Source organism: Burkholderia cenocepacia, from assembly GCF_900446215.1.
In the GTDB taxonomy this organism is placed as follows: Bacteria; Pseudomonadota; Gammaproteobacteria; order Burkholderiales; family Burkholderiaceae; genus Burkholderia; species Burkholderia cenocepacia.
Genome location: NZ_UAQZ01000013.1, coordinates 338986 through 359297, shown reverse-complemented (window position 1 = coordinate 359297; position 20312 = coordinate 338986). Strand labels below are relative to the sequence as shown.

Here is a 20312-nt window from a genome sequence, read left to right as displayed (position 1 = left end):
CCGCGACATGGCGTGACGCGCCCGCCTTCAATGACTCGAACACGACACTTCGTTCTTCGGCATCGGCGTGTCGCGCGCCGGTTCGAAATCGGCTTCGCGCATCCCCGACGGCGTCAGTGACACGAAATGCATCGCCGTGCCGCGCGCCGGGAAACCGGCGACGCCGGTCGAGCCCCACGGAACGGGTGAGCGCTGCACGCCGCTCACCGCCATGTTCGCCGGCGCCAGCGCGAGCGTCAGCAGCCGCCCGTCGCGGGTCGGCACATACGCATGTGTGCCGGCGACGCCGATGCCCGATTCGCGCACCGACGCGGGCAGGCAATCGAGCGTCGCCGTGCGGCGGCCGTCCGGCGCGATCAGCATCGCGACGCCGCGATCGTCCGCGGTCGTCGTGACGACGATGAAACGGTCGATCTCCGGCACATAGGCGGCCGAATACACGTAATACTGGATCGCGTCGTTCAGCGAGCCGAGTTTTTCCAGCTTCGCGGTGACCGGATCGAACATCGCGTATTCGAGTGTCGCGTCCGTGCTGCCGTCGATGAACTTCTGCCACACGAGCAGCGCGTTGCGCGGCGAGCCCGCGATCACGGGCCACCACTCGCGGCGATGCGGCGCGACCGCGACGTGGTTCAGCACGCGCCCGGCCGCGTCGTAGGTTTTCAGGTATACGCCGTTGCCGCTGCCGAGGTTGTCGACACCGCCGCCGTTGACCCAGTCGGTCGAATAGAACACGACGAAGCGGTCGGCGACCGTCGCGACGTGCCCCGAATGACCGCCCGATTCGACGTCGTTCGGGTAGGGCTTGACCGGCTTCAGGTCGCGGCGGTAGATGCCGTAGCGCTGGCTGACTTCCTGCGACGTGTTCCAGCCGTCCTCGAACGTGACGAAGATGTCGCCGTGTGCATTCTGCGCGATCGACACGGGTTCCTGCGCCTCCGGGCGGCTGATGAACGTACGGACGTGCAGCACGCGCGGCTTGTCCGGCTGCCATTCGCCGACGTACACGTCATGCGGCCAGCTGCCGCTGCGCAGCGCACCGCGCGGCATGATGCCCGAGCTGCTGAAGAACACCCAGCGTTTGCCGTCGCCGGCGTCGGCCACGCCGATCCCGTGCATGAAGCGCCGCGGGTCGCCGGTGTCCTGCGGCGACGGGGCGCTCGGCACGGTGACCGTATGCACGGCCGGCGCGCCGGCAAAGGCAAACGGCGTCACCGCGCCGACGCCGCATGCGCCGCCGAGCACGGCCGCGGCCAGCCGCATGACCGTCTGCGCCGGACGCATTCGCCGCTTCATTCGACGGTCACCGATTTCGCGAGGTTGCGCGGCTTGTCGACATCGGCGCCGCGCGTACAGCCGACGTGATAGGCGAGCAATTGCAGCGGGATCACGTTGACGATCGGCGACAGCAGGTCGCCCGATTCGCGTACGCGGATCAGGTGCGTGTCGCGGTCGGCGTCGATTTCGAGCTGATTGCCGGCCAGTACGTAGAGCCGCCCGCCGCGCGCGCGCACCTCGGCCATGTTGGATTTCAGCTTCTGGAACAGACGGTCGTCCGGCGCGATCGTGACGACCGGCATCGCGCTCGTGACGAGCGCGAGCGGCCCGTGCTTCAGTTCGCCGGCCGCATAGCCTTCCGCATGGATGTACGACACCTCCTTGAGCTTCAGCGCGCCTTCCATCGCGATCGGGAAATGGATGCCGCGGCCGAGGAACAGCGCGTTCTCGGTGCGGGCGAACTTCGCGGCCCAGCCCATGATCTGCGTTTCCAGCGCGAGCGCGTGGCCGATGCGATCCGGCAGCGCGCGCAACTGCTTCAGGTGCGTCGCGACCTGCGCGGCATCGAGCCGGCCGCGCAGCTGCGCGAGCGTCAGCGTCAGCACGAACAGCGCGACGAGCTGCGTGGTGAACGCCTTGGTCGATGCGACGCCGAGCTCGATGCCGGCCCGCGTCAGGAACCGCAGCGGCGCATTGCGCGCGATCGTGCTGGTCGCGACGTTGCAGATCGCCATCGACAGTTCCTGGCCCATCGCGCGCGCCTGCTCGATCGCGCCGATGGTGTCGGCTGTTTCGCCCGACTGCGAGATGCCGACGACGAGCGTGCGCGGATCGGCCACCGTGTCGCGGTAGCGGAATTCGCTGGCGATCTCGACCTGCGCGGGCACGCCGGCGATGCTTTCGAGCCAGTATTTCGCGGTCAGGCCCGCGTAGTAGCTGGTGCCGCAGCCGAGCAGCAGCACGCTTCTGACCCGCGACAGCAGCCCGCGCGTGGCTTCCGTCGCGTCGAACAGCGCCGGCGAGATCGTGTCGATGCCGTCGAGCGTGCTGTCGATCGCCTTCGGCTGCTCGAAGATCTCCTTCTGCATGAAGTGCTGATACGGCCCGAGCGCGGCGTCGTCCGCGCGCGCCTTCACTTCGCACAACGGGCGCCGCGCTTCCTGTCCGCCCGCATCGACCACGGCGATGCGCTCCGGCGTGATCAGCGCGACGTCGCCGTCCTCCAGGTACACGAAGCGGTCGGTCAGGTCGCCGAGCGCCGCGCAGTCGGACGCGAGGTAGTTCTGCTCGGCGCCGATGCCGATCACGAGCGGCGAGCCGGCGCGCGCGGCAACGAGGCGCTGCGGCTCGCGCGCGCCGAGCACCGCGATCGCGTACGCACCGTGCAGCCGTTTGACGGCGCGCACGACCGCGTCGAACAGGTCGTCGCGATAGAGGCTGTGGATCAGGTGCGCGATGACTTCGGTGTCGGTCTGCCCGCGAAACGTGTAGCCGCGCTCACGCAGCTCGGCGCGCAGCGTGTCGTGGTTCTCGATGATCCCGTTGTGCACGACCGCGATCGTGTCGCCCGACATGATCGGGTGCGCGTTCATTTCCGACGGCGCGCCGTGCGTCGCCCAGCGCGTATGCGCGATGCAGGTCTGCGCTTCGAGACCGAGCGTCAGCACGCGATCCTGCAGGTCCGTCACGCGTCGCAGCGTGCGTTCGCTGCGCAGGCGCCCGTCACGCTGCACGGCGATGCCGCACGAATCGTAGCCGCGATATTCGAGCCGGCTCAGCGCATTGACCAGTTGCGGCACCTGATTGTTCAGGCCGCTTGCTCCGACGATTCCGCACATGATTCACCTCGTCTCCAGGAAGTTGCCGGCTGGCGCGCGACGCGCGGCAGCACGATGCCGGAAGCGGTGCCACGTCGCGCGGCAGGCGTCGCGCGCGGCGCGGCACGTCTCCGGCGATTTATTCGCGGGGCTGCGGGCCGGCATGCGCGACCCATTCGATGCCCGAAATCGACCCGTTCGCGTCGTGCGACGCGACCAGAATGCGCGTGGTGCGCCGCGTGCCGCGCCGGCGCTCGCTTGCCAACGCGGTCGGCGGCACCGAGCGCACCTTCACGCTGGCCGAGCGCCGCAGCATCTTCGACACGCGCAACCGGTAGGCGAACGGATGCACGACGCGCCCCGCGATCAGCCACATGACGATCGTGCCGGCGATCAGCGCGATGCTGGTCACGTAGAACACGATCTGCTCGATCGGCATCTCGGCCTCGTTGAACGGCAACAGGTAACGGTACGTATAGATGCAGATCGATGCCCAGACGCCCCCGACCAGCGCGGGCCGCACGAGGCGGAACCATGCGACGAGCACGGGCCCGACGATGTTGCCGCGTTCGGCGATCATGTCGCGCGGGGCGCGCAGGGAAAGGTCAATAATCGGCGCGTTCTTCATGTTGAATGCCTCGGTCGGGACTGACCCATACGGCGCGCTTGCCACGGCCCCGCAGCACGACGGCGGGCAGGGCGATGACGGTGGTGATCATGCTGATCAGCCAGAACGCGACGGGGTACCAGATGGTGTCAAGGAAGTACATCAGGAGTTTTTCGTCGTAACGACGATCGATCATGCTGCCGATGATCAGCTGCAGGATGCAGGTCGCGACCAGCAGCATCCCGTGCCAGTGCGGCACCACGGACACATGCCAGTTCGGCGGAAGCGGGTAGACGACGTCGATCAGCGCGAGCAGCAGGATGAACGACATCGAATACGCCCACGCGATGCCGATCAGGTATTCGGCGAACAGCGGCCACATCATCATCTGGGTCGGCCGCATCAGCGTGCCCGCGTACTTGAGCAGCACCTGGATGCCGCCCTTGGACCAGCGCAGCCGCTGCCGGTAGAGCCCCTTGATCGTCTCCGGCATCAGGATCCAGCTGAGCGCGTGCGGCTCGTACACGACGCGCCAGTCGCGGCACTGCAGCTTCCAGCTGATGTCGATGTCCTCGGTGAGCATGTCCGAGCTCCAGTAGCCGACATCGGCGAGCGCGGTCTTGCGGAACATCGTGATCACGCCCGACACCGTGAAGATGCGGCCGTACACCTGCTGCGTGCGCTTGATCAGCCCGACGATCGACGAGAATTCACCGACCTGCATGCGGCCGAGCAGCGACGTGCGCGTGCGGATGCGCGGGTTGCCGGTCACCGCGCCCACGCCCGGATCGGTCAGGAAATGCTCGAGCATCCAGCCGATCGCATCGTGCGCGAGCAGCGCGTCGCCGTCGATGCACAGCAGGTATTCCGCGTTCGACACGGCCGCCGCGGTCGTGAGCCCGACCGCCTTGCCTTCGTTGCGCGCGTGATGGATCACGAGCAGCCGCGGAATCTCGACGGCCAGCTCGTTGAGGATCTCGCCGGTGCGGTCCTTGCTGCCGTCGTTGACCGCGATGATGTCGTAGTTCGGATACTGCATCCCGTTCAGGTGGCCGATCACGCTGCGCGCGTTCGCGGCTTCGTTGAAGCAGGGCACGACGATCGAGACTTTCGGGATGCCGCTCGACGCGATCGTGCGCGTCGACAGCTCGCGGCCTTCCTCGAGCAGGAAGTAGTGCACGACGCCGCCGATCATCCACAGATACGACATGAAGAACGGATAGTAGAAGACGAAATCCTGCAGGCGCTGGATCAGGCTGTGGGTGGTCATGGCGTCTTGGTTCCGTGCGACTGCTGCATCTGCATCAGCGCGTTGATCGAGGTGGGGTCGAGGCGCGACTTCAGCGACATCACGTCGCGCATCGCGTCGAGTTCAGGCTGGCCGTTCAGGAAGTTGTCGGGGTAGTAGCCGAAATTCACGGCGCCTTCGCTGCGCAGCCGCCGCATCTGCGCGAGCAGCGTGCCGGCCGGCACCGCCTTCTGCCCGTGCCAGTCGTACGCCTGCAGTTCGAACACGGTGCGCTGCAGCCCGCGCTGCTTCGTGCGTACCGCCTTCACGAGCTGGTCGAGCCAGCCGTCGGGGTCCTTCGCCTGTTCCATGTACGGCATCGCCATCAGCGCGACGTAGTCGTAGGCGGCGAGGAAATCGTCGTAGTTCTGCGCGAACCATGCTTCCGATTCGGGCTTGAGCACCGGCATCGCGAAGATGTTGCGCGCGGTCAGCACGTCGCCGACGTTCTGGTGGGCCAGCACGATCTGCTCGAGCTGCCGGGTCATGTCGATCAGGTAGCGCGTCTTCTGGTGTGTCCAGCGCTTCATCAGGTCGGGGTTCTCGCGGATCTTGCCGATGTCGGCCGGCAGCCCCCATTGCGAATAGGTGCGCAGCGCATGCCGGCCCCCATCCTCGTAGTCGTCGAGCACCGCGTCGTCGCTGAACAGGATGCCGCTGAACGACGCGTGCTTGCTGAGATCCTCGTAGATCTGCTGGATCATCAGGCGTGCATCGGGATCGAACGGGCTCAGCCGGAACACGCGCGTGCCGTTCTCGCGGGCCGGCGCGCCGCCGAATGCGCTGACGGCTTCGAGCGAGCGGAGCTTGTCGGCGGGCGGGCGAAACGCGAGCACCGGCATCCATGCGTACACCTGTACGTTGGCGCGCGTATTGAGCTGCCACGCGGCACGCGAGAACAGGTCGGAACGCATCGGCAGGTGCCGGTTCGGGAAATACACCGCTTCGGCCACGCCCGTGCCCTTCGGGTCCGCATACGCCTGCAGGTACACCGATTTCGGCTGCATCCGGTAGATGCGCTCGATCAGCTTGCCGAGATTCGCTTCCTGTCGCGCGGGATCGGGGTCGTAGACCTGGTCGAGATCGACCTGCACGGTGCGCTCGGGCACGTCGACGTCGCCGCGGTTGGACGCCGGCTCGCGCATCGAGCGCTCGAACCCGCCGATATCGACGTCGTACATCATCAGGATCCGTCTCAGCCGGTCCAGCGGCACGTCCGGCGTATTCGGGCCGGCGTCGAGACTGAACTGGATGTCCATGCCGAGCGACGTCGAGATCTGGCGCACCGGCTGGTTTTCCGCGCCGTACGGCCACACCATCGAGCGTGCGACGAGGCCGGTGCGTTCGCGGATCTGCCGCACGCACGTCTGCAGGTCGTCGTGCACGCGGGCGTGGAATTCGGCGTCGGTTTCATAGCGTTTCTGGTCTTGCAGGTAGAGATGCGACGTGGTCGCCGGTAACTCGTTGCCTTGCGGATTCGCGATCGCACCGTGGTGGAGATTGTGGGTGTGGCAGCCGAGCTCGACGAATTCCGACTGCCCGAGCTTCTTCACCTCGTCCCACGACAGGAAGTAGTCGCGCGGTACCTGCACCTTGTCGCTGATGCGGATCGGCGTATCCGCCGGGGTATCGATCCACGCGGTGACGAGGCCCATCACGGCCGGATACTTGAAGCGCTCGAGCAGCGGCAGCACCTTCGTGTAGTGGCTGCGAAAGCCGTCGTCGAACGTGAGCAGCACCGAGCGCGGCGGCAGCGGCTTGCCGCCGTGCCGCGATTCCTCGATCTGCTTGACCGTGATGGTGTGGTAGTTGTTGGTCTGCAGCCACGAGAAGATCGCGGTGAGCGTGCCGGTATCGACCGCGAACGGATCGATGATCGCCGTCGGCGACGAAAACGACGCCATCAGGTTGTCGCGCACGTCGTGCATGCAGATCACGCGGAACGTCTTGCCGTCGGCCGGATCGGACGGCGGCAGCAGGTCGATCATCTTGGCGTTGGTCACGCCCGGGAACAGCGAACAGGCGGCAAACGTGCCGAGGCATCCGCACATGAAGGTCCGTCTGGATTGCAGCATTGCCGATCTCCTTGCTAAAACGGCAGGTTGAGCGACAGGAAGCCGGTTTCGGAGCGCTCGCGCTGGCCGTCGTATGCGTGGCTGCTGACCTCGACGCCGTAGCTCAGCGTGATGTCGTGCTTGAACGTCCACGCGTGCTCGAGACGCGCGCTCCACAACGGGCTGGTGCCGAAGCCGCGCTCGTTGTACGCGCCGCCCGACACCGACACGCGCTGCTGCAGCCCCGTGTCGCCTTTCTTCCACAGCGTCAGCTGATGCATGACGGTCGCCGCAGCCGCGTAGTCGCGACCGGGGCTGAAGTAGGGCGCGTCATGGCGCGTGTTGCTGTCGGTGCCGAGATTCAGCGAGACGTTGACGAGCTGGTTCGCGGACGTGTACACGCGCTGCGTGGCGGTCGCCGCGATTTCCTGGTGCAGGTTCGAATCGCTGTAGCGGCTCACGCCGTAGCTCAGCTTGACTTCGCGCCGGTCGTTCTGGCGATACACGACCTCGACGTTCGCGGAGCGGCCCCAGATGTGCGCGGCATACGCTTTCCACGGCAGCGAGTTGTCGTTGGTGTCGAGCCCCGCGCTGACCGTCCAGTAGTCGTTCAGTGCGTACGCGATCGTCCCGCGGCCGCCGGTTCGGCCGTCTCCGCCGAGCGAGCGCGTGACCTCGCCCAGCACGGTGAGCGGCCCGTGCCGGTAGTCGCCGCCGATGCCCGTGCGTGTGCGGCTGACGCTGCCGCCGTCGGTTTGCGCATGGCCGTAGAACGTATGCGCGAAGACCCGCCAGTTGTCGCCGAACGGTTGCGAGTAGATGTAGCTGTCCGACGTGAAGCTGTTGTCGGCCAGCGCGCTGTTGCCGTGCTCGAAGCTCAGGTCGGTCGTGAACACCGGGCTGCGGTATGCCTTGTAGTCGCGCTTGAAGCCGCGCACGGCGCCGCTGTCCGGGAACGTGTTGCCCAGCGTCTGGTCGACGGTCTTCGCGGTCGCGTAGTCATCCGCCGTGAGCGATGCGCGGCCGAGGCCCGCGAGCATCTCGACGCTGTCCGGGTGATCGGTCAGCGACGCGCGATACATCGAGATCGCCTGGCGTGGATGCGATTGGCCCGACACCGCATCGGCGTGCGCGGCGCGGATCTCCGCGTTGAACGGCACCTCTTTCTCGAGCTGTTCGAGGGCGGCGATCCCCTGGTCGGCGTGACCCGTGAAGATCAGGTATTGCGCGCGCAACCGGTAGTAACGCAGATAGTCGCTTTCTCCGGGACCGACGTTGGTCACCTGCTTGGCGGGCGGCAGCGACTTCTCCATGTCGTCGAGCACCTGCTTCGCTTCCGGCGCGCGTGCCTGGTCGACGTACGACCAGAACAGCCCTTCGCGCAGCTCGATCGGCTGCGTGCGGGCGCCATACTGGAAGCCGCGCGTCGCGCGATCGGTCGGCGATGCGGTGGCCTGCTTCAGCGCACGCGCGTACACGGCGTTCGCCTTGGCCGGCTCGCCCAGGTACAGGTACGCGTCGCCGACGGCCGCCAGTGCGTCGATCGAGATTTCCGCGTTGGACGGAATCGTCTCGAACGTCGCGACGGCCGTCTTCATGTCGCCGCGTGCCGCAAGGGCGACGACCCGGTCGCCCGCGAGCGCGGTGCGGACCGGCGTGTACTCGGGCGTGGGCGGTATCCGCTTGTCGAGGTCGTCCGCCGCACGCAGGGCGCTGTCGATTCCGTCGAAGCGGTCCGAACTCGTCATCGAGCGCGACTTGTCGCGTCCGCCGCGCACTTGCTGGCGAATCGACAGTTCTTCCAGTTGCGCGATGTCGACGGCGGAGAACGCATCGGGCCGCGCCTTCGCTTCGTCGAGCGCCTTGACCGCGCCGCCGCTCGCCGCGAGGCCGAACACGTCGTTGCGCACCGTCGCGACATCGGCCGTGCGGAGGTTCGGCGCCTGCGCATTCGGTGCCTGGACGTCGGGCCCTTGCGATCGCTGGATCGGCTCGCCGGGGAGCTGCGCGCCGGGCGACTGCGAATTCGGTTGCCGGGACGACGGCGGTTCGGCGCCGGACGGCTGGGTCGTGGGCGCGGGCGAATTCGGCATCGGCGTGCCGGATGCCTGCGCGGTGAGCGTCGGCGTAGCGGCTGTGGTCGGTGTAGCCGGCGGTGCGGTGGTCGTGGCCTGGGCGCGCTGCCGCGGTGCCTCGGACGTTTGCGTGCGTGGCCGCGGCGTATCCGGCGGCGTGTCGAATGCCTGCGCCAGCAGCATCGGCGCATTCGACGCTTGCGCGGCCGGCGCGGGTGCATTCGTCGATGGCGCGCCCGGCTGCGACGCATCCGGGTCCACCACGACCGTGGTCGGCATCGCCGGGTTCGGCGCCTGCGCGATCTGCATCGATGCGTCCGACGCTTGCGCGATCGGCGTTGGCGCAAGCGGCGGCGGCGTGCCCGAACCCGGCGCGGCCTGCGTCGACGCGCCCGTCGGCTGCAGGTTGGGCGGCAACGCATCAGGCGCGCTGCGGGACCCGGCGATTTCGCTCGCGCTGCCCGGTTCCGCGTCGCCTTCGGCGGCAAGACACGGGCCGGACACGACGAGCAGGCACAGCAACGGCGCATGCAGGAGGATCCGCCGGTTCGGCGGAGCGACGGTGGTGCATTGTTGTTGACGATTGTTGGCCACGGTGTGTCCTCACTTTGAAACGATCACATCGGTTGCACGCCCGACGGCGCTCGTCGCCGGCCGTCGCCCCGTCGGGCGGCGAGGCCCGGCGGGATCCGGCCAGGTCACAGGCGGTTGCGGATCGCTTGTCCAAGCAGCGCGCGCGATTCGCTGTTCTTCGGGTCGATGGCGAGTGCACGGCTCGCGTTTTGCTCCACACAGCTCCATTCGTCGATCCGTGCGCACCAGCGCGCCTTGGCCAGAGCGCGGGCGCCTTCCAGCTCATCGTGCGTGACGCTGGTGGCCTCCATGTGCGACGTGCCCGCGACATACGACTGCGGTTGCGGTTTCGGCACGGGGTCGGGGTGTTTTCTCGTGCGCGCCAGCGTCTGCGAACGTGACGTCCGGTGCGTGTCGCCCGGGCGCGTCGTGCGACTGCCGGTCGACGCGGCGTGCGGATTGGCCGCCAGCCTCGTCGGCGGCACGTGCGCGGGGCGCGTACGTGTCGTGTCGGAGCGGGCCGCCGTTTGCGGCGGCACGGCCGGTTCGGCCGCGGCCGACACGGCGGGGGGAGCGGAGGCGGACGGCGGAACCGGTCCGGCCTGCGCGAGCGTCGAGGTCGAGCCGGCTGGCGCGGCGGTGCCGGACACGCGGCCGGTTGCCGCCACGATGAGCTCGCGGGACTTGCCGACGGCGTTTCCGATCACGCGGGCGATATCGTGCGTCACGCTCGCATGGCCGACCCTCGTGTCCCGCTCGACGTACGCGAAGGCACCGAAGATCGCGGCAAATGCGGCGACGCTGAGCGCCGCATTCTTTCCCGGACCCCACGAGGGTTTCGGCTGACGGGCGGGCGAGCCGTCCGGTCGTTCTGCACGAGGCATGCAAGACTCCTTGATTCGATGCGGTCCACGATTGGCGCGATCGGAGAGGGGCGGCGCGACGTTCACCAGCGCAACTGCGTCGTGAGCGTGCCCGTCTCGACGATCGCGAACTGGGTTGCTCCCTGATAGGTCCCTTCGACCCGGTAGCTCGCATCGGGCACGCTGAACAGGCAGCGCGATCCCGATGCGGCGAATTCGACCAGCACGCGCCCATGTCGGCGCAGGCGCACCTGCACGTTGGAGAGCGGCTGCCCGGTATGTTCCGAGACGAACGACACGCCCAGGTTGTACGGACGCCCGTCGGGGGGAAGCGGTGCGGTGCCGTCGATCCGAGCATCGCCGCAGATATACGAAATCACGTACCGGTTCGCCCCCGGCCCGGACGCCGGTGAGGAGGCCGCCGGTGTCTGGGCCATGGCGTTCATGCACAGCGTGGAGACGAAGACGCTCAGGAAAGCGCGAGCATGCTGTCGAAGCGAGGGTGACATTGCAATCTCCCGTCCGGAATCGATGACGTGCATCGACTCCGAGTCGAATTTGCCAACGTTCTTTTTGCGACACGCTATTGATACACGATGGTTTTTGAACCAACAACCGCGTGTGGTCGGAATGGGACGGGGGTGAAAGATCCTATTTAAATAGGATAAGGATGGATTGCTGAGGATCGCTTAATGCTGAATAAAGTCGATATTGCCGAACATGAAAATTGCTCTTCGGTAGTGATGATCGAGCACGCTTTGAATCACGTCGGAGGTATCGACGTTCGTGCCGAAAAATAACGACTGATAAAAGAAACTCTTGCGCCTGTATTCGAGGCGAATCGATGAAGATCCGGATACAGGTCGCACATCGTGAAATGAGGGTGCGACGTTTTTGATGATTCCGGCAGTTACAGGTAAATCGAAACTTGTGTAACAAGGTATTTCTGTCTCGAAAGGCGGGCCGATTATTCTTACTTAATACCGAAAACAGTAAAAAATACGACATGAATCGCAAACGTTTGCGTGTTCTGGAGATCGATTAAGAGCCGTTGAGGGATTTTACGGAATCCGACGGGATTATCGATTGCTATCGGGAGAACGCGTATTCGCGCCGGGGATATCCACGGCGCGAATATGCCATCAGCGGCTGCCGCCCGCGCTTCGCCGCGCGCTGCGCATCGCCGGGGCGGCCGCTTCTTCAATGCCTGTCGCACCGTCGATCGCCGCGTGCGGCCGGTTCATGATGTAGGTCCACAGCTGCTCCGCCGCGAGCCCGCGTTTGCGCGCCGACCGATACAGGCGGATTTCGAGTTCGGTGATCCAGTCGCCGGTGCCCGCGCACACGAGCGTGCCGTCTGCGAGCTCCTTCGCGACGCAGCTTTCCGGCAGCCAGCCGATGCCGTGCCCGGCCACGACCATGCCTTTCAGCGCCTCGGACATGTGCGTTTCGAAACACCGGTGCAGCACGTACGGCTCGGTCGCATTCAGCAACAGCATCTCGACGATGTTGCCGAGAAAGGCGCCCGACGAATACGCGAGCAGCGGCAGCGGGGCATCGGGCGTGCCGGGCAGCTGGAACACCGGCTCGCCGCGTGCATCGGGTGTCGACACGGGCAGGATGCGTTCGACGCCGAGACTGACGAACGGGAAGTGATTCGGGTCGAGCACGATCGGCAACTGCGGATGGTGATAGCCGAGCAGCAAATCGCATTCGCCTTCGACCAGTTGCTGGACGCCTTCCGGCACGTTCACCGCATTGACGCGGGCAGTGACGTGGCCGACCTCGCCGTTGAGCTGCTTGAGCCATTCGGGAAACAGCGTGAACACGAGCGTATGCGCGACGGCGAAACGCACGACCTGGTCGCTCGCCGCGAACTGGTCGTAGCCGTTCACGAGGTTGCGCGCCGCATACATGCTGCGCAGGATGTCCGCGGCCAGCCCGCGGAACATCTGGCCGGCGGGCGTCAGCGTGATCGGGTTGATGCTGCGGTCGACCAGCTTCGCGTCCATCCAGGTTTCGAGCGCGGCGATTCGTCTGCTGAATGCCGACTGCGTCAGGTGCCGGTGACGCGCGGCCCGGGAAAAGCTCTTGGTATCCGCAAGGCTCAGGAAATCTTCCAGCCACTTTGCTTCCATTTCGATCTTCGCTTTTTATAGTCGGGCGCCTGAAAGGCGGCGCCGTCTGCCGCACCAACGTTCTAGCGTACCGCGCCTCGCGCCGGTCGAGCCGATGTTTTTTTTCGATCGGTGTCAGTCGAAATATGCATGGGCGTTGTCGCCGGGATTACGGCTGCATAGCGTTGAGGTGCCGGACCCGGCTTAACCGGACAGTTCACCGCGTCGGACTGTCCGCGCCGCCGCGGACGGTACTTCCCCCCAGGGCCGGCTGCGCCGTGCGCGTGCCGGCCCGCCCGCGCGTGATCGTTCCGGGGCGCGGGCCCGCCACTTTTGGTGCAGTGCAGATTGCACATTCGTGACACGCGGGAGAACTATGTTCGTCGAACGCGGCGCAGCATCGGCCGTGCGCGTTCACGGCGCACCGCAAGCGCCCGTCGCGTCGGGGGTTGCACCGTTGTGGTGCGCAATGCCGCACCGGCGTGCCTGGCGCGGCGCAAAAACAGGGGGATATCGACGGAGTCGAGCAAGGCACGTTCCTTGCAAAGCATTCAGTACGCCGGTCCGGCATGCGCAATGCCGGGGAAAACGATCGATGGAGAAAAGATCGATGAAGCCATTCGATGAAATGCTGCAATCCGGCGACATGGTAAGGGCGCCTTACGCGCGCCTGAAGCAATGGCTCGACACGCAGAATCCCGCGAGCCTCGCCCAGAAGGCCCACGACGCGGAAGGCGTGTTCCGCAAGACGGGCATCACGTTCGCCGTGTACGGCGACGCGGAGGCCGCCGAGCGGCTGATTCCGTTCGACATCGTCCCGCGCATCATCTCCGGGGCGGAATGGAGCCGGCTGTCGCTCGGCATCGAGCAGCGCGTGATGGCGCTGAACGCATTCCTCGACGACATCTATCACCGCCAGGAAATCGTGCGCGCGGGCATCGTGCCGAAGCACCTGATCGCGCACAACGAAGCGTTCATCCCGGAGATGATCGATTTCCGGCCGCCGGGAAACGTTTACACGCACATCATCGGCGTCGACATCGTGCGCACCGGCGAGAACGCGTTCTACGTGCTGGAGGACAACGCGCGCACGCCGTCCGGCGTGTCCTACATGCTGGAAAACCGCGAAACGATGATGCAGCTCTTTCCCGAGCTGTTCCAGCAGGTGAAGGTGCGCCCGGTCGAAACCTACCCGCAGATGCTGCGCCAGTCGCTCGCGGCCGTATGCCCGCCGGGCGGCAACGCGGACAACCCGACCATCGCCGTGCTTACGCCCGGCATCCACAATTCCGCGTACTACGAACATTCGTTCCTCGCCGACCAGATGGGCGTGCACCTCGTCGAGGGCAGCGACCTGCAGGTGATCGACGGCCGCGTCGCGATGCGCACGACCGAAGGCTTCCAGCCGATCGACGTGCTGTACCGCCGCGTCGACGATGCGTTCCTCGATCCGCTCACGTTCCGTCCCGATTCGGTGCTCGGCGTGGCAGGCATCATGGACGTGTACCGCGCGGGCAACATCACGATCGCGAATGCGCCCGGCACCGGCATCGCCGACGACAAGGCGATCTACTCGTACATGCCGGAGATCGTCGAGTTCTACACGGGCCGCAAGGCGCTGCTGGAGAACGTGCCGACCTGGCGCTGCGGTGAGGCCGACAGCCTGAAGTACGTGCTCGAGCATCTCGACGAACTGGTCGTGAAGGAGGTGCACGGCTCGGGCGGCTACGGGATGCTGGTCGGGCCGTGCGCGTCGAAGGCCGAGCTCGAGGCATTTTCCGCGAAGCTGCGCGCGCGCCCCGCGAACTACATCGCGCAACCGACGCTTGCGTTGTCCACGACGCCGATCCTGACCGACGCCGGCCTCGCGCCGCGCCACGTCGACCTGCGGCCGTTCGTGCTGGTGTCGGACCGGATCCGCATCACGCCGGGCGGGCTCACGCGCGTCGCGCTGAAGGAAGGATCGCTCGTCGTCAACTCGAGCCAGGGCGGCGGCACCAAGGACACCTGGGTGCTGGCCGACTGAGCCGGACGCGACCGCGCGCGCCGGAGCCGGCGCGCGAACCGAACGAAGACGGAGTGGACACGAGATGCTTCTGGGACGAACTGCGAGCGGGCTCTACTGGATGTACCGCTATATCGAGCGCGCGGAGAACATCGCGCGCATCGTCGATGCCGGGCTGCGGATGGCGCTCACGCGCACGTCCGACGCGCCGGCCGAATGGTCGTCGGTGCTGGTCAGCTCGGGCGCGGACGACGGCTACCGGCAGAAATACGACGCGTATGCGGCCGATACCGTGACCGACTACCTGCTGCGCGACCGCGACAACCCGTCGAGCGTGCTGTCGTGCATCGAGGCCGCGCGCTCGAATGCGCGGATGGTGCGCACGGCGCTGACGCGCGAGGCGTGGGAGAGCGTGAACGGCGCGTGGCTCGCGCTGCGCCGCGCGTTCGCGCAGCCGGTGCCGGAAAGCGAGCTGCCGGCCGTGCTCGACCAGGTGAAGCGCGAAACCGCGCTGATCCTCGGCAGCTTCTACAGCACGATGCTGCGCAACGAGATCTTCGATTTCGCGCAGATCGGCGCCTTCATCGAACGCGCGGACAACACCGCGCGGATCATCGACGTGAAGTACCACCTGCTGCTGCCGTCGGTGTCGCACGTCGGCACGATCCTCGACAACTACCAATGGGAGACGATCCTGCGCTGCGTGGCCGCGCATCGTTCGTACCGCTGGGTGTACGACGTGCAGTACAAGCCGCTGAACATCGCCGACTACCTGATCCTGAACGGCCGCATGCCGCGTTCGCTGCGCTATTGCTACGGGCGCGTCGTGTCGAGCCTGAACCTGCTCGCGAAGGATTACGGCGTGACACACCCGTGTCACGACACGGCCACGAAGATCCTGCAAATGCTGTCCGATACCTCGGTCGAGCGGATCTTCAAGAGCGGCCTGCACGAGTTCCTGACCGACTTCATCGGCCGCAACAACAGCCTCGGGCTCGAAGTCGCCCAGGCTTACAACTTCGACTGAGACTTGCCATGCGACTCGCCATCCGACACATTTCGCGTTATCAGTTCGACGATCAAGCTTCCCACGCACTGCAACGGTTGCGGCTGCGCCCGCAGTCGGGCCCCGGGCAGACGGTGCGCGCGTGGCAGGTCACGATCGACGGCGTCGAGCCGACGCTGTCGTACGCCGACGGGCTCGGCAACCGGATCGACCTCGTGCGCCACGATCGCGGCGCGAAAGACGAGATCGTCGTCGTCGCGGCCGGCGTCGTCGAGACGCAGGACCGCGCGGGCATTCTCGGGAATCCTGAGGGCTATGCGCCGCCGTGGATCTTCGAGCGCGAGACCGCGCTCACGAAAGCGGGCGACACCGTGCATGCGCTGACGCAGGCGCTGCCGATCGAGCCGCACGGCCTTGACGCATTGCACTGGCTGATGACGGAGGTGCACGGCCGCATCGCGTACGCGCCGAACCTGGCCGCCGATGCGCCCGTCGATGCGGAAACCGCGCTGCAAAGCGGCGAGGGCACGAGCCGCGACCATGCGCACGCGTTCATCGCGGCCGCCCGCGCGCTGAAGATCCCCGCGCGCTACATCTCGGGCTACGTGCTGGCCGACAGCGCGATGCAGCGCATCGCCGATGCGAAGCAGCAGGCGGGCGACGTCGAGGAAGAGGAAGCACTCGCGCTGCAGAGCGGCGACGGGATGCACCAGATGCTCGGCGCGTCGCATGCGGTGCAGTCGCAATCGCAGGGGCAGCCGCAACCGGCGCTCGGCGCGCAGCCGCAAGCCGCCGCGCTGATGCAGCAGCCGGCCGGCCATGCATGGGCCGAAGCCTATGTCGAAGGGCTCGGCTGGGTCGGCTTCGACCCGTTCATGAACCGTTGCCCGGACGAACGCTACGTGCGCATCGCGGTCGGCCTCGACCATCGCGACGCGCAGCCGGTGACGGGGCTCGGCGCGACGGCCGTCGGCGTCGAGATCAGCGTCGTGCAGACGCCGGAACTCGTCTGACCCGCCGCGCGCTTTCGCCGAATCCGCCATGCCGGGCCGCCGCGTCGACAGCGACGCGGCGCGCGCGGCCGGCCCAACCCGATCCGAGCTCCCATGTCCATCCACGTCGCGCTGCATCACACCACCCGCTATCGCTACGACCGGCTCGTCAACCTCGGCCCGCAGGTCGTGCGGCTACGGCCCGCGCCGCATTGCCGGACGCCGATCCTCGCGTATTCGATGACGGTCGAGCCTGCGCAGCACTTCATCAACTGGCAGCAGGACCCGTTCTCGAACTATCTCGCGCGGCTCGTGTTTCCGGAGCGAACCGAGCACTTCGAGATCACGATCGATCTCGTCGCCGAGATGTCGGTGTACAACCCGTTCGATTTCTTCCTCGAAGCGAGCGCGGAACAATACCCGTTCAGCTATGACGACGCGCTGAAGACCGAGCTCGCGCCGTATCTCGCGTGCGACCCGCAGACGAGCGCCGCGCCGCTGTTCCGCACGTATCTCGACGCCGTCGACCGCACGCCGGCCGGCACCGTGAACTTCCTCGTCGCGCTGAACCAGCAGCTTCAGCGCGACATCGGCTATCTCGTGCGGATGGAGCCGGGCGTGCAGACGCCCGCGCAAACGCTCGAACTCGCATCCGGCTCGTGCCGCGACAGCGCGTGGCTGCTCGTGCAGCTGTGTCGCCATCTGGGCATCGCCGCGCGCTTCGTGTCGGGCTACCTGATCCAGCTCACCCCCGACGTCAAATCGCTCGACGGCCCCAGCGGCACGTCGGTCGATTTCACCGACCTGCACGCATGGTGCGAGGTCTACCTGCCGGGCGCCGGCTGGATCGGCTTCGATCCGACGTCGGGCCTGCTCGCCGGGGAAGGGCATATTCCGCTCGCCTGCACGCCGCAGCCGACGAGTGCCGCGCCGGTCGAAGGGCTGATCGACGAGTGCGAGGTGTCGTTCGAGCACGAGATGAGCGTGACGCGCGTGTACGAATCGCCGCGCGTGACGAAACCGTATACGGAAGCGCAGTGGGACGCCGTGCGCGCGCTCGGCACGCAGGTCGACGGTGCGCTGGCGGCCGGCGACGTGCGGCTCACGCAGGGCGGCGAGCCGACCTTCGTGTCGATCGACGATCGCGACGGCGCCGAGTGGAACACCGATGCGCTCGGCCCGACCAAGCGCGGTTACGCGACCGAACTCGTGCAGCGGCTGCGAGCCGAATACGGCGACGGCGGCTTCCTGCATTTCGGGCAGGGCAAGTGGTACCCGGGCGAGCAATTGCCACGCTGGGCGTTGTCGATCTTCTGGCGCGCGGACGGCCATCCCGTGTGGCACGATCCGTCGCTGTTCGCCGACGAGCGCGAACCGTCCGCGTACACGACCGACGACGCGAAGCGCTTCATCGATGCGCTCGCCGCGCGGCTGAACCTGACCGGCGAATTCATCCGGCCCGGCTACGAGGACGTGTGGTACTACCTGTGGCGCGAGCGCCGGCTGCCCGTCAACGTCGATCCGTTCGACGCGCGCCTCGACGACGAGCTCGAACGCGCGCGGCTGCGCAAGGTGTTCGAGCAGCAGCTCGACAGCGTGGTCGGCTACGTGCTGCCGGTGAAGCGTGTGGACGACATGCCCGGCCTCGACGGGCCGCGCTGGCAGACGGGCCCGTGGTTCTTCCGCGACGAGCGGATGTACCTCGTGCCGGGCGATTCGCCGATGGGCTACCGGCTGCCGCTCGATTCGCTGCCGTGGACCGCCAGCGCCGATTATCCGTACCTGGTCGAGCGCGATCCGTTCGCGCCGCGCGACGCATTGCCGGATGCCGCTGCCATACGCGCCCGCTACGCCGGCCCGGCCGACGCGCCGCGCTACCTGGCCGGCGTGCATCGCGAAGCGTCCGCGCAGACCGTGATGCAGTGGCGCGACGACGGCGCGGCCGCGAGCGGCCGACCGGGCGCCGGGGATCCGCATCGCCGCCCCGAGCGCTTCGAATCGGCCGCGTGGATCACGCGCACCGCGCTGTGCGTCGAAGTGCGCAACGGCATCCTGTACCTGTTCATGCCGCCGCTCGCCGCGCTCGAGGATTATCTCGACCTGCTCGGCGCGATCGAGCTGACCGCGCACACGCTCGGCGTGAAGCTCGTGCTCGAAGGCTATCCGCCGCCGCGCGACGCACGGCTGAAACTGCTGCAGGTGACGCCCGATCCCGGCGTGATCGAGGTGAACATCCATCCGGCCGCGAGCTTCGACGAGCTCGTCGACCACACCGAATTCCTGTACGACGCCGCGTGGCAATCGCGGCTGTGCAGCGAGAAGTTCATGGTCGACGGGCGGCACGTCGGCACGGGCGGCGGCAACCACTTCGTGCTCGGCGGCGCGACGCCGGCCGACAGCCCGTTCCTGCGCCGCCCCGATCTGCTCGCGAGCCTGATCGCCTACTGGCACAACCATCCGTCGCTGTCGTATTTGTTTTCGGGGCTGTTCATCGGGCCGACGAGCCAGGCGCCGCGGGTCGACGAGGCACGCAACGACCAGCTTTACGAGCTCGACATCGCATTCGCGGAGATCCAGCGCAACAAGCTGCTGTTCGGGCAGGACATGCCGCCGTGGCTCGTCGACCGCGTGCTGCGCAACCTGCTGATCGACGTGACGGGCAATACGCACCGCAGCGAGTTCTGCATCGACAAGCTGTATTCGCCCGATTCGTCCACCGGCCGGCTCGGCCTGCTCGAACTGCGTGCTTTCGAGATGCCGCCGCATGCGCGGATGAGCATCGTGCAGCAACTGCTGCTGCGTGCGCTGGTCGCGCGTTTCTGGGCCACGCCGTACACGACGCCGCTCACGCGCTGGGGCACCGCGCTGCACGACCGCTTCATGCTGCCGGAATTTCTCCAGATGGATTTCGACGACGTGCTGGCCGAGTTGCGCGACGCCGGTTTCGCGTTCGATCCGGCGTGGTTCGCGCCGCACTTCGAATTCCGTTTTCCGCTGTTCGGGCAGATCGCGGTGAACGGCATGCAACTGTCGCTGCGCGGCGCGCTGGAACCGTGGCACGTGATGGGCGAGGAGGGGGCGATCGGCGGCACGGTGCGCTACGTCGATTCGTCGGTCGAACGGCTCGAAGTGCGCGTGACGGGGCTGAACGACAACCGGCACGTCGTGACCGTCAACGGCCGCGCGCTGCCGCTGCAGCCGACCGGCACCGTCGGCGAGTACGTCGCGGGCGTGCGCTACAAGGCGTGGGCGCCGCCGTCGGCGCTGCATCCGACCATCGGCGTGCACGCGCCGCTCACGTTCGACATCGTCGATACGTGGTTGCAGCGCTCGCTCGGCGGCTGCCGGTATCACGTCGCGCATCCGGGCGGGCGCAATTACGCGACGTTCCCGGTCAACGCGTACGAAGCCGAGAGCCGCCGGCTCGCGCGCTTCGTCGAGATGGGGCACACGCCGGGCCGGATGGAGGTCGCGGCCGCCGCGCCGAGCCGCGAATTTCCGTTCACGCTGGACTTGCGGCGGCCTTGATCGATCGATGACGGGGCGGACGACGATGCGCGGCGCGCAACCTCCCGGCGGCCTCGCCGGAGTGCTAGGATGCGGGCAGACTGCGGCCGCGCGCCGCGGCAGCTTGCCG

13 protein-coding genes are annotated in these 20312 nt (G+C 67.0%); 4 read left to right on the top strand and 9 right to left on the bottom strand.

Annotated features, from left to right (window positions below; all coding sequences use genetic code 11):
- Positions 1–27: 27 nt before the first annotated feature.
- The 9 genes from DTA15_RS24145 to DTA15_RS24100 all read right to left on the bottom strand — a co-directional run bounded on the left by DTA15_RS24145 (position 28) and on the right by DTA15_RS24100 (position 12693).
- Positions 28–1284, bottom strand: coding sequence for a hypothetical protein (locus DTA15_RS24145; protein WP_012493264.1), 1257 nt, complete (start codon positions 1282–1284; stop codon positions 28–30).
- 8 nt (positions 1285–1292) lie between these two features.
- Positions 1293–3116, bottom strand: coding sequence for a glutamine--fructose-6-phosphate transaminase (isomerizing) (gene glmS / locus DTA15_RS24140; RefSeq protein WP_006488683.1), 1824 nt, complete (start codon positions 3114–3116; stop codon positions 1293–1295).
- A gap of 118 nt (positions 3117–3234) precedes the next feature.
- Positions 3235–3723, bottom strand: coding sequence for a hypothetical protein (locus tag DTA15_RS24135; protein ID WP_006488692.1), 489 nt, complete (start codon positions 3721–3723; stop codon positions 3235–3237).
- Positions 3701–4972, bottom strand: coding sequence for a poly-beta-1,6-N-acetyl-D-glucosamine synthase (pgaC, locus tag DTA15_RS24130; protein WP_006488682.1), 1272 nt, complete (start codon positions 4970–4972; stop codon positions 3701–3703). Before pgaC ends, DTA15_RS24135 begins: the two co-directional genes overlap by 23 nt.
- Positions 4969–7062 (bottom strand): poly-beta-1,6-N-acetyl-D-glucosamine N-deacetylase PgaB, encoded by a 2094-nt coding sequence (pgaB, locus tag DTA15_RS24125; protein WP_034178464.1) that lies wholly within the window; start codon positions 7060–7062, stop codon positions 4969–4971. The genes pgaC and pgaB overlap by 4 nt, the downstream gene beginning before the upstream one ends.
- Before the next feature lie 17 nt (positions 7063–7079).
- On the bottom strand, positions 7080–9713 hold the full coding sequence (pgaA, locus tag DTA15_RS24120; RefSeq protein WP_006488687.1) for a poly-beta-1,6 N-acetyl-D-glucosamine export porin PgaA: 2634 nt from the start codon (positions 9711–9713) through the stop codon (positions 7080–7082).
- A 104-nt stretch (positions 9714–9817) separates the two neighbouring features.
- Positions 9818–10576: a hypothetical protein gene (locus DTA15_RS24115; RefSeq protein ID WP_012493265.1), complete on the bottom strand. Its 759-nt coding sequence runs from the start codon at positions 10574–10576 to the stop codon at positions 9818–9820.
- Positions 10577–10638: 62 nt separating this feature from the next.
- Positions 10639–11064: a hypothetical protein gene (locus tag DTA15_RS24110; protein ID WP_034178463.1), complete on the bottom strand. Its 426-nt coding sequence runs from the start codon at positions 11062–11064 to the stop codon at positions 10639–10641.
- A 633-nt stretch (positions 11065–11697) separates the two neighbouring features.
- Positions 11698–12693 carry a LysR substrate-binding domain-containing protein gene (locus DTA15_RS24100; protein WP_006481636.1) on the bottom strand — a complete coding sequence of 332 codons (996 nt, stop codon included), beginning with the start codon at positions 12691–12693 and terminating at the stop codon, positions 11698–11700.
- Between the two features lie 589 nt (positions 12694–13282).
- On the opposite strand from DTA15_RS24100, the gene DTA15_RS24090 reads away from it, so the two are divergent.
- From DTA15_RS24090 to DTA15_RS24075, 4 genes are all read left to right on the top strand, one after another.
- Positions 13283–14698: a circularly permuted type 2 ATP-grasp protein gene (locus tag DTA15_RS24090; protein WP_006481635.1), complete on the top strand. Its 1416-nt coding sequence runs from the start codon at positions 13283–13285 to the stop codon at positions 14696–14698.
- Positions 14699–14762: 64 nt separating this feature from the next.
- Positions 14763–15704 (top strand): alpha-E domain-containing protein, encoded by a 942-nt coding sequence (locus DTA15_RS24085; protein ID WP_006481638.1) that lies wholly within the window; start codon positions 14763–14765, stop codon positions 15702–15704.
- Positions 15705–15712: 8 nt separating this feature from the next.
- On the top strand, positions 15713–16696 hold the full coding sequence (locus DTA15_RS24080) for a transglutaminase family protein (RefSeq protein WP_006481639.1): 984 nt from the start codon (positions 15713–15715) through the stop codon (positions 16694–16696).
- A gap of 93 nt (positions 16697–16789) precedes the next feature.
- Positions 16790–20203 carry a transglutaminase family protein gene (locus DTA15_RS24075; protein ID WP_006481637.1) on the top strand — a complete coding sequence of 1138 codons (3414 nt, stop codon included), beginning with the start codon at positions 16790–16792 and terminating at the stop codon, positions 20201–20203.
- Positions 20204–20312: the final 109 nt, after the last annotated feature.